Raw genomic sequence first — 13,022 nt, 5'->3', positions numbered from 1 at the left:
AAAGAAGATTTTCGCTCATGGGGAGGAGCACCGATGCAATTCCAGCCTACAGACGATCAGAAGGCGTTTCGCGAGACCGCAAAGCGCTTCGCAACTGAAAGACTTGCGCCCACATATCAAGAACGCGCCAGCGGCCATACATTCGACCGTGCGCTGATCAAGGAGATGGGCGCACTGGGGCTGATCGGGGCCGATCTGCCCGAGGAATTCGGGGGACTCGGCGAAAGCTCTGTCACGTCAGGGCTGATCGTCGAAGAGATCGCCTATGCTGATTTCAACGCAAGTTACGTGCAGCTTCTGGGCTCTCTCATGGGCGGAATGGTTGCCAAACATGCCTCCAAGGACATCGCGTCGGAATGGGTGCCCAAGGTTGTTTCGGGTGATGCTGTCATTGGCCTGGGCCTGACAGAGCCGCGCGGCGGTTCGGATGCGGCGAACCTGATTCTGAGGGCCGAGAAATCCGGCAACGGCTGGCGGCTGAACGGTGAAAAGACATCCATGAGTTTTGCCAGTCAGGCGGATGCGGCGGTCGTCTTTGCCCGTACCGGCGATCCTGACGGCGGCTCACGCGGGGTCAGCGCCTTTTTCGTCGATCTGAACCAGGAAGGCATCAAGCGCACCCATTTTGACGACATCGGCACCAAGCCTGTCGGGCGCGGCTCGGTTTTCTTTGACGATGTTTTCGTGCCGGCTGAAAACATGATGGCGGAACAGGACCGTGCCTTTGGCACGATCATGGCGGGCTTCGACTATTCCCGCGCACTGATCGGGCTGGAGTGCCTGGGGGCCGCGCAAGCGTCGGTGGATGAAACCTGGGCCTACGTTCAGGAGCGCGAGGCATTCGGGGCCCCAATCGTGCAGTATCAGGGTGTCAGCTTTCCCTTGGCCGAGGCCGAGACCCAACTTACCATGATGCGCCAGCTTTGCTATTACACGCTGGACCTGCGCGACCGTGGCCTGCCCCACACCTCTCAGGCCGCCATGTGCAAATGGTACCTGCCCAAAACCGCCTGCGAGATCCTGCACCAGTGCCTGATCCTGCACGGACATTACGGCTACACCACCGACCTGCCCCACCACCAGCGCTACAACGATGTGCTCGGCTTGCAGATCGGTGACGGGACCGCGCAGATCCAGAAGCTGGTGATCGCCCGCGAGAAGGTCGGTCGCATGGCGCTGCAGTATGACAAGAAGGCGAAGGGAGCCGCCAAATGAGCGGCCCCATCCTCGTCACTTCCGAGGGCAACACCGGCATCATCGAACTTGCCCGCCCCGAGAAATTCAATTGCCTGTCACTTGACGTGCATGAGCGCATTTCTGCTGCGCGGTCGGAATTCGAGGCGAACCCGGATATTCGGGCGATCCTGATCCGGGCGCAAGGCAAGAACTTTTGCACCGGCGCCGATCTGGTGGAAGTGAAAGGTAAATTGAACGATCCCGCCGCGCTGGACCATTTCATCGCCTTTGGCATGAAAAACCTGCGTGCGCTCGAAACCTCCTCCCTCCCTGTCGTAGTCGCAGTGCAGGGGTTGTGTCTGGCCGGCGGGATCGAACTGATGCTGGCCTGCGACGTGTGCTTTGCGGCCGAAAGCGCCCAGTTTGGCGATCAGCATGCGCAATTCGGGCTGATTCCCGGTTGGGGTGGCTCGCAGCGGCTGACGCGGCTAATGGGGGAACGCCGGGCGCTTGACCTGATGTTCTCAGCGCGCTGGCTCAAAGCCGACGAGGCCAAGGAGGTCGGGCTGGTCAACTACATCGTACCGGATGCGGATCTGCACCAGGCCGCGCTGGAATATTGCGAAAAGATCGCGACCCGCTCGCGCCCAGGTATCGCGGAAATGAAGCGGCTGGCGCGCGAAGGTGCAGATCTCGGCATCGACCAGCAGATGCGGCTTGAGCGTGACGCCGCCGTGCGCGCACTGCCCAGCGATGACGTCGCCGAGGGGCTCGATGCATTCGAGAACCGGCGCGCCCCCGAATTCAAGGCTTGAGGACGAAACATGGAATTCACTCTGAACGATGAACAGCGCCAGATTTACGAATATGGCGGTCAGCTGGCGCAGACATATGACAATGCTTATTGGCTGGAACACGCGCGCAAGCACGAGTTTCCCCACGATATGTTCAAGCAGGTTGCCGACGACGGTTTTCTCGGCATCATGGTGCCTGAGGAATACGGCGGCGCGGGCCTCGGTATGACCGAAATGGCGCTGTTCATGGAAGGCACCGCCAATCACGGCATTCCGCTTTTGATGATGGTGGTCGGGCCGACCATGTCGCTGGCTCATATCGCCAGCCACGGGAGTGAATTCCACAAGAAAGAGCTGCTGCCGGCGGCCTGCCGCGGTGATATCCAGTTCTGTTTTGCGATCACGGAACCGGGCGCCGGGTCGAACACGATGAAGGCCACTACGCTGGCCAAACGTCGGGGCAACCGGTTCAGCCTGTCGGGCGAAAAGACCTTTATCACTGGCGCCGAGGTCTCGGACTATTGCCTAGTCGTGGCGCGAACCAAGCCGCATACCGAGGTCAGCCGCAAGACCGACGGCTTTACCCTGTTCGCAGTGGATCTGAAGAAAAAGGGCGTCGACAAGCAGCGGGTGAAGATCTCGATCCCCCTGCCCGAGGAACAGTGGACCCTGTTCTTCGACGAGGTGGATCTGGGCCCGGAGGATGTGGTCGGCGAGGTGGACGAAGGGTTCTCGATCCTGTTCGACAGTCTCAACCCCGAACGCATCATCCTGGCCGCCCTGTGCTGCGGCATCGGCCGGTTCGCCCTGAACAAGGGCGTGGCCTATGCCTCCGAACGCAATGTGTTCGGCCAACCCATCGGTGCGCATCAGGGCGTGCAGCACCCGATGGCCAAGGCGCACACAGCGGTCGAGATGGCCAGCCTGATGACCCGTCGCGCGGCCTGGGAGTTTGACAACAAACTGCCGGCAGGGGCGTCGTCAAACATGGCAAAATACGCCGCCGCCGAAGCCGGGATCGAAGCGGTGGACGCCGCGCTGCAGGCGCATGGCGGATCGGGCTTCACCGAGGATACGGGACTATACGAGATGTACCCGCTGGTGCGCTTGTTGCGCACGGCGCCCGTGAACCGCGAGCTGTGCCTCAGCTTCATCGGCGAAAAGGTCATGGGTCTGCCGCGGTCTTATTGATCGCTCTGCCCGACATGGAGAACGACATGCAATTTGGAATGCGCTTCAGGCGGCAGGATGCCGCCGACAAGGTAAATGATCGCTTCTGGCACACGATCGAGGGCACACCGCTCGACGAGGTGCGCCGTATTCAGGAAGAGCGGCTGCGCGATCAGATGGCGTATCTCAAGGCGAACTCGACCTTCTATCAGGAAAAGTTCGCCGAGGCCGGTGTGGACTTCGACGATATCCGCACCATCGCAGACCTGCAAAAACTGCCCTATACCTACAAGACCGAGATCCGCGAAAGCCTCGCTGCCGAGCCGCCCTTTGGCAAGCACCGTGCCGCGCCCATGTCGGACATCATCCAGATGCAGGCCTCGTCGGGCACGACCGGCAGCCCCTCATATGTGGCCCTGACAGAATCCGACGCCGAGATGTGGCACGAGATGACAGCGCGCTGCTTCTTTGCCAATGGCATGCGCCCCGGCGACATGGTGTTGCACGCGTTTTCGCTGGCCAAGGGCTTTGTCGGCGGCATCCCCGTGATGCAGGGGTTGCAGTATATGGGCGCGATCGATGTGCCGGTGGGGGCGGATGGCGGTGCCGAACGGCTGCTGCGTGCCTGCGCGGATACGCGCCCGCGCTGCATCGTTGGTGCTCCGAATTTCGTTCTGCACCTGGCCGAAAAAGCGCCCGAAGTGCTGGGCTGCAAGGCTAGTGAGTTGGGCGTGGAACAGGTCATCGTCGGTGGCGAACCCGGCGGCGGCATCCCTGCTATCCGCGCCAAGATCGAAGCGGCTTGGGGGGCGAAATGCACCGAAATGCTGGGCGGAACCGATCTGGGCGTGACTTACTGGGCCGAGTGCGACGAACAGTCGGGAATGCATATGGTCAACATGGACTATATCATCACCGAATTGCTCGATCCCGATAGCGGCAGGATCATTCCCTGGGAAAAGGGCGCCGAGGGCGAGATGATCTATACCGCGATCGGCCGCCAGGCGAGCCCGCTCGTGCGGTTCCGGTCAGGCGACTATATCGAGGTCATCGACACCGAATGCGCCTGCGGGCGCACCGGCCCCAAGATCCGCTGCACCGGTCGCACCGACGACATGCTGATCGTGCGCGGGGCCAATGTATTCCCGTCCGCCATCAACAGCGTAATCACCGAGATGGTGCCAGACACCAATGGCGTCATGCGGATCGTCGCTGATTTCGAGGGCCACACCACGCAGGGCGCGCTGACGGTGATTGTCGAACGCGGCCCCGGTCGTGATCCGGCCGATGACGCCGCCCTCAAGAAGAAGATCGAGCAACGCCTGCGCGACGCGCTTGTCTTCAAGGCCGACGTTCACCTGGTGGCGGCTGACACTTTCGAAAAACCCGGCGCCGCCAAGGTCGCCTTTGTTCTCAGGGAATATCCGAACCTGCCATGACCAAAATGAAATCCCTGCTTGATACCGGGTCCGACGACTTTCGGGCAAATGACGCACACTACCGTGAAAAACTCTCCGATCTGCACGCGCTGCGGCTGCTGCAACGTGTCGGCGGCCCCAAAAAGGCGCGCGACCGGCATGTGGAGAAGGGCAAGATCCTGCCGCGGGAACGGATTGAACGCCTGATCGACCCGGGCACACCATTTCTGGAACTCGGAGAACTTGCCGGGTTGAACAAATACAATGGCGTGCCGCCGGGCGCGGGCATCATCACCGGGATCGGTGTGATCGAGGGCCGTCAATGCATGATCATCGCCAATGATGCCACGGTAAAGGGCGGCACCTATTTCGGCATGACATCGCGCAAACATGTGCGGGCGCAGAAGATCGCATGGAAGAACCGTCTGCCCGTTATCACCCTCGTGGACTCCGGCGGCGCCTTCCTGCCGGATCAGGAAAACATCTTTCCCGACGAAGGCCAGTTCGGGTCCATCTTTCACCAACAGGTTGGCATGTCCGGCGATGGTGTGCCGCAAATCGCCGTGGTCATGGGGCCCTGCACTGCGGGTGGTGCCTATATCCCCGCGCTCTGTGACGAAGTGGTGATCGTGCGCGGTCAGGGCTTTATGTATCTGGGCGGACCGGAATTGACCTTTGCCGCAACCGGCGAAAAGGTCGAAGCCGAAGAACTGGGTGGCGGCAAGATGCATTCGTCCGTCTCCGGCGTGACCGACCATTTGGCTGAAGATGACGCCCATGCTCTGGCCATCACGCGCGAAATTGTCAGCCATCTTGGCGAAAAACCCCAACCCCGCAAGACGCCCGAAGCGCCCCGTGCGCCCGCCTACCCGGTCGAAGAGATTTATGGACTCATCAGCCGCGACCCCAAGGTACCGACCGACAACCGCGAAATCGTGGCTCGGTTGGTCGATGAGAGCGATTTTCACGAATTCAAACCGCTTTATGGCGACACGATCATGACCGGCTGGGGTCGCATCCACGGCCACGAGGTCGGTATTCTCGCCAATACAGGTGTGCTTTTCGTCGAAGCCGCGCTGAAGGCCACGCATTTCATCAATCTCTGCGTGCAGCGTGATATTCCGCTGCTGTTCCTGGCCGATGTGAACGGCTTCATGGTCGGGCGCGAGGTCGAGCAGATGGGCATCGCAAAAGCCGGTGCGAAGATGATCACGGCCATGTCTTCGGCCCGGGTGCCGAAATTCACAATCATCACCGGTGGCTCTTACGGGGCCGGATACCTGGCGATGCTGGGCCGCCCGTTCCAGCCGGACGCAATGTTCGCCTGGCCGACGGGACGGTCGGCGATCATGGGGCCGGAACAGGCCGCCAGCGTGCTAGCTCAGGTCCGCGCGCAGATCAACGAACGCGAAGGCAGAAACTGGACCGCCGAGGAGGAGGAGGCCTTCAAGGCACCGATCCGCGAGGAATACGAAGATTTTCAGGGAGCCTATAATTTTGCTTCCAACCTTTGGATCGACAGCGTGATCGAGCCCTGTGAGACCCGTGACGTCATGGCGCTGATGCTAGATGTGACATCGCGCAGACCCAAGGTCGAGACCAACTTCGGCGTGTTCAGGATGTGAGGAGCGAACCGTGAAAATCAAAACGCTTCTGATCGCCAACCGCGGCGAAATTGCCTGCCGGATCGCGCGCACTGCGCGGGCCAGCGGTATCACACCTGTCGGCATACATTCGCAGGCCGACGCCAATGCCCTGCATGTCCGCGAGATCGGCAAATCTGTCTGTATCGGCGGCGGACCGGCCTCCGAAAGTTACCTGAAGATCGACGCGGTGATTGCCGCCGCGCAATCGGTGGGCGCGGATGCGATCCATCCCGGTTACGGCTTTCTGGCCGAAAACCCCGATTTTGCCCGCGCGGTCGAAGCCGCCGGCATGATATTCATGGGGCCGACGCCGGAAACGCTGGAACGTTTCGGCGACAAGGCCAGCGCCAAAGAGGCCGCCGTGGCGGCCAGCGTCCCGGTGATTTCGGGCGCCGAAGGTGCGCGGTCCGATCCCGAGCAGATTGCCGAGGAGGTGCGCCAAATGGGCCTGCCGGTGCTGCTCAAGGCTGTCGGCGGCGGTGGTGGGCGAGGGCAACGGCTCGTCACCGACGAAACCACGCTGGTCGAGGACATCGAAGGCGCGCTGCGCGAAGCAAAATCCACCTTCGGTTCCGAAGGGCTGCTGTTGGAGCGTTTCCTGCCCGAGGCGCGCCATGTCGAAGTGCAGATCGCAGGTGACGGCAAGGGCCATGTGGTGCACCTGTTCGAACGCGATTGCACGCTTCAGCGCCGTCACCAGAAGGTCATCGAGGAAGCCCCGGCCTGGGGATTGCCGCGCACGCTTCTGGACGACATCGCGCGCGACGCGGTGCGCCTCGGTGAAACGCTGGACTATCGCGGGCTGGGCACGGTCGAATTTCTGGTCGCGGGGGACGAATATTTCTTTCTTGAGGTGAACCCGCGCATTCAGGTGGAACATCCCGTCACCGAAGCGATCACCGGGCTGGACCTTGTCGCGCTTCACCTGCGCATTGCCGAAGGCGCGGGCCTCGGGCTGGTGCAGGAGGATCTGGCGATCAACGGCCATGCGGTCGAGGCACGGCTATACGCCGAAGATCCGGCGATGCAATTCGCCCCGTCGACGGGTACGCTCACCACGCTCAGCCTGCCATCGGGCCTGCGTATCGACAGCGGCGTCGAGGAAGGCGATGCCGTCACGCCCTACTACGACCCGATGATCGCCAAGCTGATCGTGCACGCGCCCGACCGGGAAACCGCATTGGCACGTCTGGCCACGGCGCTTGATCATGTCGCGGTCGAAGGTGTCGAAACCAATCGCGCCTTTTTGACGGCGCTGGCGCGAAACCATGAATTCGAACGGATGCAGGTGCATACCCGCTGGATCGACGGCAGGCTGGATGAGCTGACACAGGCACCCGGCCTGACCCGCCCCGATCTGTGGAAAGCAACCGCTGCCATTCTCTTCGTGACCCAGTCGCGCAGCGACACAAACGCCAATCCCTGGACCAACCGTGATGCCTTTACCGGCTGGCGGCTTGGACTGGGCGGCGATGCGATGGAAGCGGGGCAGCGCGTGACGCTTACCGATTCTGACGAGGTATCCGAGGAATTGCGCGTCAGTCCTGTCAAACCGGGTGCCAGATACACCGTCTATTCGGAAAACGGCGAGGCGCTGACACTGTCGGCACGCGAAATCACGCCGGGCCGTTGGCGCCTGAACGAGGGCGACACTGTCCACCTGATCGAGGCACGTCTGCATGCCGGCGTGATCGAACTGGGCACGCCCGAAGGCCGCCTGGTCTTCCGCCCCGCCGCGCCCCTTGCCTTTGCCGGCGGCGATGCCGCGGCGGATCGCGCCGTGACCTCTCCGCTGACCGGCATGATTGTCGAAATCAAGGTCTCCGATGGTCAGAGCGTGGCCGAAGGCGACGTGGTTGCGGTCATGGAATCCATGAAACTCGAAATCTCGATCCGGGCGGCCGCGGCCGGGATCGCCAGCCACATATCCGTCTCGAATGGAGACATGGTCGACCGGGGCCAGGTCATCGCCGAGATTCTGCCATCCGAGGAGTGATGAAATGAACGACTTTCCCAAATTCGTCGAATTTCGTGAAGAAGGCCCGCGCGAGGGTTTTCAGATCGAAAAGAAGATTTATCCGATCGAAGAGCGGATCGAACTGATCGACATGCTCAGCGAAACCGGTCTGAAGCGCATTCAGGTCGGAAGTTTCGTCAGCCCGAAATACGTACCGCAAATGGCCGACACCGGCGAGTTGTTCCAGCGTATCAAGCGCAAGCCGGGCGTGAATTACACATCGCTGTGGCTGAACGACAAAGGGTTTCGCAAGGCCCTGACCGCGCATGAGGTCGATATCGACCCGCGCCTGCTGTTCTATCCCTCCGAGGCATTCGCCCAATCGAACAACAATTGTTCCTCGGCGGAGATGCGGGAAAAACAACGCGACTGGGTCCGTCTTTACAAGGAAGAAGGATATACCGTCGACGCGGCCTATGTGATGACGGCCTTTGGCTGCAACTTCGAAGGCCCCATCCCGCAAGAGCGAATCTTGGACGATTTCCGCTTTATCCTTCAGCTGTGCGAAGAAGAGAACATCCCCGTGCCGATCCTCGTGGTCGCCGACACCATGGGTTGGGGAAACCCCGAGGCGGTCAAACGGATGATCGGCGCGCTGCGCGAAATGGCGCCCGAGGCGCGCATCGGTATGCACATCCATGATACGCGTGGGCTGGGGATCGCCAATCTCCATGCCGCCCTGTCGATGGGCGTGGACATGTTCGAAAGCTCGGTCGCCGGTCTTGGCGGCTGTCCTTTCGCGGGCCACGGTCACGCCCGCGCCGCAGGCAATGTCTGCACCGAGGATGCGGTGTTCCTGTGTCACGAGCTCGGCATCGAAACCGGCATTGATCTGGACAAGCTGATCGCAGCGGCGAACAAGGCAGAAGAGATCATCGGCGTGCCGCTCATGGGCCGGGTCATGCATACCGGCGGCCTGGACAAATATCGCAAGGCAAGCTGAGGGAGAATGAAGATGACAAAGGCACTTGATGGGAAGGTGGTTCTGGTCACCGGGGCCGGCGGTGGGATCGGGCGTGATATCGCCTTGATGGCAGCCTCGGAAGGCGCCGCCGTGGTGGTCAATGATCTGGGCGCGTCACTGAAGGGCACCGGACAGACGGAAACCGCGGCGCAGAAAGTCGTTGAAGAAATCAAGGCGGCGGGCGGCGATGCGATCGCCGATGGCGGCAACGTCACCGATCCGGACGCCGCGCGCGCGATGATCGAAGCCGGAGTCAGCGAATTCGGCCGCATCGACGCGGTGGTGAACAACGCGGGCATCCTGCGCGACGGGTTCTTCCACAAGATGACCTACGAGGATTTCGACGCGGTTGTGAAGGTCCATCTCTACGGTGCGTTCAACACCAGCCGCGCGGCGGCCGATTATTTCCGCGAACAAGAGGGCGGTGCTCTGGTGCACATGACCTCGACCTCGGGGCTGATTGGCAATCTGGCGCAGGCGAATTATTCGGCGGCAAAGCTGGGCATCGCGGCCTTCTCGAAATCGGTCGCGCTCGACCTGAAACGCTGGAACGTGCGGTCAAACTGCATCGCGCCCTTCGCCTGGAGCCGGATGATCTCGTCTATCAAGACAGACACCCCGGAACAGGCGGCACGGGTCGAAAAGATCAAGGAAATGACACCGGCCAAAGTCGCTCCAATGGCCTGTTTCCTGATGAGCGACCGCGCGGCCGACGTGTCCGGACAGATCTTTGCGGTTCGCAAGAACGAAATCTTCCTGTTCAACCAGCCCCGCCCGGTGCGGTCGGTTCATTCCGGTGATGGCTGGACCGCCGACGAAATCGCCGAGCGTGCCATTCCCGCGCTCAAATCGCAATTCACACCGCTCGAAGTTTCGGCGGATGTCTTTTCGTGGGATCCTGTCTGATGGGAAGACGCAAAGAAAAAATCAGCTCCGACATTGCCTGGAGCACCTCTGACAAGATCAGCGTGCGCGGGCTCGATCTGCCCAACGAAATCCTGGGCCACATGAATCTGGGCGATCTGGCGTTCCTGCAACTGACCGGTCGCAAGGCGACGCCCGAGGAAAGCCGGGTGTTCAACGCGATCGTCATCACCCTGGTCGAACATGGCATCACGCCCTCGGCCATTGCCGCGCGTATGACCTATATGGGGGCGCCGGAATCGCTTCAGGCGGCGGTTGCCGCCGGGCTTTGCGGGCTGGGTACGGTCTTTGTCGGCTCGATGGAAGGCGCATCCAGGATGCTTTACGAGGCGCTGCCGCAGGACAAGCTGGGCACCGGCGCCGATCTGGATGCGATCGCGGTGGAAACGGTTGAAAAATTCCGCGCCCGCAAGATGATCGTGCCGGGGCTCGGACATCCGGTGCACAAGCCGGTCGATCCGCGCACACCTCGCCTGTTCCAGATCGCTGCCGAGAACGGCAAGTCCGGTGAATACATCGAGTTGATCCAGAAAATTCAGGCCGTTGCCGAAGAAAAATCGGGTAAGATGCTGCCGATTAACGCCACCGGGGCGATCGGAGCAATCTGCTGTGAATTTGGCTTCCCCTGGAAGATCGTGCGGGGCTTTGGCGTCATGGCACGCGCCATCGGTCTTGTCGGTCATATCCTCGAAGAGAGCGAAAACCCGATTTCCTATGAGCTTTGGCAGCGTGCCGAGCAGGAAATTCTTGAAACGTCGGGTCCGGGAGCGAAGTAACCGATGCAGACGTCAGTCCCAGACACTCATACCGATCTGCGCGATGCCTTGCGCGCACTTTGCGCGCAGTTTCCGCCAGAATATCATCGCAGGTTCGGCGAAAACGAAACCTACCCCGAGGAATTCGTCGATGCGCTGACCCGCGAGGGCTGGCTTGCCGCAATGATCCCCGAGGAATACGGCGGCTCGGGTCTGGGCCTGACGGAAGCCTCGATCATCATGGAGGAGGTGAACCGCTGCGGCGGAAACGCGGGCCATTGCCACGGGCAGATGTATAACATGGGCACGCTTCTGCGACATGGTTCGGATGAGCAAAAGCAGACATACCTGCCCGGCATCGCCAGCGGCGCGTTGCGCCTGCAATCCATGGCCGTGACCGAACCGACAACCGGGACCGACACCACCAAACTGAAGACCACCGCGGTCAAGAAGGGTGACCGGTATGAGATCAATGGCCAGAAGGTCTGGATCAGCCGTATCCAGCATTCTGACCTGATGATCCTGCTGGCACGCACCACGCCGTTGAACGAGGTCACGAAAAAGTCGCAGGGCCTGTCGATCTTTATGGTCGAACTGAAAGAGGCCATCGGCAACGGGATGGAGGTCCGCCCCATCGCCAATATGCCCGGCCACGAAACCAATGAAGTGTTTTTCGACAACTTGGAAATCCCCGCCGAGAACCTGATTGGGACCGAGGGGCGCGGATTTTACCATATTCTTGACGGGCTGAATGCCGAACGGACCCTGATTGCGGCGGAATGTATCGGTGATGGATACTGGTTCGTTGACAAGGCCCGCATCTATGCCGGCGACCGCATGGTCTTTGACCGTCCCATCGGCCAGAACCAGGGCGTGCAATTCCCTATCGCCAGGTCCTATGTGAACATCGAGGCCGCCAATCTGATGCGCTTTGAAGCCTGCAGGCGGTTCGATGCTGGGCTGGATTGCGGAGCACAGGCGAATATGGCCAAGCTGCTGGCTTCGGAGGCCAGCTGGGAAGCGGCCAATGCCTGCATCCAGACCCATGGCGGCTTCGGTTTCGCACGGGAATACGATGTCGAGCGCAAGTTCCGCGAGGCGCGCCTCTATCAGGTCGCCCCGATCTCGACCAACCTGATCCTGTCATATGTCGGAGAACATATCCTCGGCATGCCAAGATCGTTCTGAAGGCCAGGGTTATGGGTGAGATCGACCTTGACGCGCTGGCGCCCTGGCTGGGACGCACCGAGACCAAGGAAGATGTTCTGACGCAGGGGCTGATCGACAAATTCCGCGCCACGCTCGGTCCGCATCTTTGGGACGGATCAGGCGATGTCCCGCTGGGAATTCATTGGTGCATTGCCCTTGATACCGTGCCAGCTGCCGCCCTTTCAGCAGACGGCCATGCCGCGAGGGGTGGATTTCTGCCCCCAGTTCCGCTGCCCGCCCGCATGTGGGCGGGCGGCGATGTTACGCATATCGCGCCGCTGAAGACCGGCGAAACCATCACCCGCCGCTCGGTGATCGGGGACATAACGGCCAAGCAGGGCCGCAGTGGCCCATTGGTTTTTGTGACCGTCGAGCACGAGTATCTGAGTGGCGAACGGCTTTGTATCCGGGAGCAGCAATCGATCGTTTATCGTGAGATTTCCACCCCCCGCACGGGCGAGAGCGCAGCTGACGCGGGTGACCCCACCACGCTTAGATCGACGCTGACACCGGATCCTGTTCTTCTGTTTCGCTATTCAGCGCTGACGTTCAATGCCCATCGCATTCACTATGATTACGTCTACGCCACCGAAACCGAAGCCTATTCCGGACTTGTTGTGCATGGTCCATTGCAGGCCACGCTGCTTCTGAATCTGGCGGCGGATGCGTTGAAGACATCGCCCCACCGGTTTTCGTTCCGCGGCCTCGCGCCACTCACCCTGCCCTGCGAATTGCAACTGCACAATGAAGAGACCGGCACCTCCGGGACAGTCTGGTGTCAGGATCAAAACGGTCTTCGAAGCTTTTCCGCAGAGTACGCGGCTGTCTGATCGGTTTCCTTTGGTAGCGGATTCAGTTGTTGACCAATTTTTCTAACATCTGTTAGGGTCTGGACCCATTAATCGGCTTGCGACCACCTTGTCGGCGTGATTCACGCTCCCAAACTGAT

Annotated in this window: 11 protein-coding genes; all 11 read left to right on the top strand. The window is 60.9% G+C overall.

Features of this window, described 5'->3' with window-relative positions:
- The first annotated feature begins 33 nt into the window (after positions 1-33).
- Genes QNI11_RS26045 through QNI11_RS25995 form a run of 11 tightly spaced genes read left to right on the top strand, consistent with a single transcriptional unit; the run spans position 34 to position 12,903 of the window.
- A complete protein-coding gene (locus QNI11_RS26045; RefSeq protein ID WP_028093906.1) occupies positions 34-1,215 on the top strand; it encodes an acyl-CoA dehydrogenase family protein in 1,182 nt (393 codons plus the stop codon).
- On the top strand, positions 1,212-1,991 hold the full coding sequence (locus QNI11_RS26040; protein ID WP_088652159.1) for an enoyl-CoA hydratase/isomerase family protein: 780 nt from the start codon (positions 1,212-1,214) through the stop codon (positions 1,989-1,991). Before QNI11_RS26045 ends, QNI11_RS26040 begins: the two co-directional genes overlap by 4 nt.
- 9 nt (positions 1,992-2,000) lie before the next feature.
- Positions 2,001-3,161, top strand: a complete 1,161-nt coding sequence (locus QNI11_RS26035) for an acyl-CoA dehydrogenase family protein (protein ID WP_088652160.1) — start codon at positions 2,001-2,003, stop codon at positions 3,159-3,161.
- Positions 3,162-3,187: 26 nt separating this feature from the next.
- Positions 3,188-4,579 (top strand): phenylacetate--CoA ligase family protein, encoded by a 1,392-nt coding sequence (locus QNI11_RS26030; RefSeq protein ID WP_100931424.1) that lies wholly within the window; start codon positions 3,188-3,190, stop codon positions 4,577-4,579.
- The gene (locus tag QNI11_RS26025) at positions 4,576-6,183 is read left to right on the top strand and encodes an acyl-CoA carboxylase subunit beta (RefSeq protein ID WP_088652161.1); all 1,608 of its coding nucleotides are present in this window, start codon (positions 4,576-4,578) and stop codon (positions 6,181-6,183) included. Before QNI11_RS26030 ends, QNI11_RS26025 begins: the two co-directional genes overlap by 4 nt.
- Positions 6,184-6,193: 10 nt before the next feature.
- Positions 6,194-8,200, top strand: a complete 2,007-nt coding sequence (locus tag QNI11_RS26020) for a biotin carboxylase N-terminal domain-containing protein (protein WP_009803515.1) — start codon at positions 6,194-6,196, stop codon at positions 8,198-8,200.
- Between the two features lie 4 nt (positions 8,201-8,204).
- Positions 8,205-9,164: a hydroxymethylglutaryl-CoA lyase gene (locus QNI11_RS26015; protein ID WP_009803516.1), complete on the top strand. Its 960-nt coding sequence runs from the start codon at positions 8,205-8,207 to the stop codon at positions 9,162-9,164.
- A gap of 6 nt (positions 9,165-9,170) precedes the next feature.
- The gene (locus tag QNI11_RS26010) at positions 9,171-10,091 is read left to right on the top strand and encodes an SDR family NAD(P)-dependent oxidoreductase (protein WP_009803517.1); all 921 of its coding nucleotides are present in this window, start codon (positions 9,171-9,173) and stop codon (positions 10,089-10,091) included.
- Positions 10,091-10,885 (top strand): citryl-CoA lyase, encoded by a 795-nt coding sequence (locus tag QNI11_RS26005; RefSeq protein ID WP_088652162.1) that lies wholly within the window; start codon positions 10,091-10,093, stop codon positions 10,883-10,885. The genes QNI11_RS26010 and QNI11_RS26005 overlap by 1 nt, the downstream gene beginning before the upstream one ends.
- Positions 10,886-10,888: 3 nt before the next feature.
- Positions 10,889-12,052 (top strand): acyl-CoA dehydrogenase family protein, encoded by a 1,164-nt coding sequence (locus tag QNI11_RS26000; protein ID WP_088652163.1) that lies wholly within the window; start codon positions 10,889-10,891, stop codon positions 12,050-12,052.
- An 11-nt stretch (positions 12,053-12,063) separates the two neighbouring features.
- Positions 12,064-12,903, top strand: a complete 840-nt coding sequence (locus QNI11_RS25995) for a MaoC family dehydratase N-terminal domain-containing protein (RefSeq protein ID WP_028093896.1) — start codon at positions 12,064-12,066, stop codon at positions 12,901-12,903.
- Positions 12,904-13,022 lie beyond the last annotated feature (119 nt).

The sequence above is a fragment of the Sagittula sp. MA-2 genome, assembly GCF_030126985.1.
Classification (GTDB): Bacteria; Pseudomonadota; Alphaproteobacteria; order Rhodobacterales; family Rhodobacteraceae; genus Sagittula.
The sequence above is the reverse complement of the archived record's forward strand: the minus strand, read 5'-3'. Positions and strand labels throughout refer to the sequence as shown.

What these genes read in the sequence shown, in the direction of transcription:
- QNI11_RS26015 (WP_009803516.1), top strand. Translation starts at nt 8,205, where the DNA reads ATGAACGACTTTCCCAAATTCGTCGAATTTCGTGAAGAAGGCCCGCGC.
- QNI11_RS26045 (WP_028093906.1), top strand. Translation starts at nt 34, where the DNA reads ATGCAATTCCAGCCTACAGACGATCAGAAGGCGTTTCGCGAGACCGCA.
- QNI11_RS26005 (WP_088652162.1), top strand. Translation starts at nt 10,091, where the DNA reads ATGGGAAGACGCAAAGAAAAAATCAGCTCCGACATTGCCTGGAGCACC.
- QNI11_RS26035 (WP_088652160.1), top strand. Translation starts at nt 2,001, where the DNA reads ATGGAATTCACTCTGAACGATGAACAGCGCCAGATTTACGAATATGGC.
- QNI11_RS26000 (WP_088652163.1), top strand. Translation starts at nt 10,889, where the DNA reads ATGCAGACGTCAGTCCCAGACACTCATACCGATCTGCGCGATGCCTTG.
- QNI11_RS26025 (WP_088652161.1), top strand. Translation starts at nt 4,576, where the DNA reads ATGACCAAAATGAAATCCCTGCTTGATACCGGGTCCGACGACTTTCGG.
- QNI11_RS26040 (WP_088652159.1), top strand. Translation starts at nt 1,212, where the DNA reads ATGAGCGGCCCCATCCTCGTCACTTCCGAGGGCAACACCGGCATCATC.
- QNI11_RS25995 (WP_028093896.1), top strand. Translation starts at nt 12,064, where the DNA reads ATGGGTGAGATCGACCTTGACGCGCTGGCGCCCTGGCTGGGACGCACC.
- QNI11_RS26030 (WP_100931424.1), top strand. Translation starts at nt 3,188, where the DNA reads ATGCAATTTGGAATGCGCTTCAGGCGGCAGGATGCCGCCGACAAGGTA.
- QNI11_RS26010 (WP_009803517.1), top strand. Translation starts at nt 9,171, where the DNA reads ATGAAGATGACAAAGGCACTTGATGGGAAGGTGGTTCTGGTCACCGGG.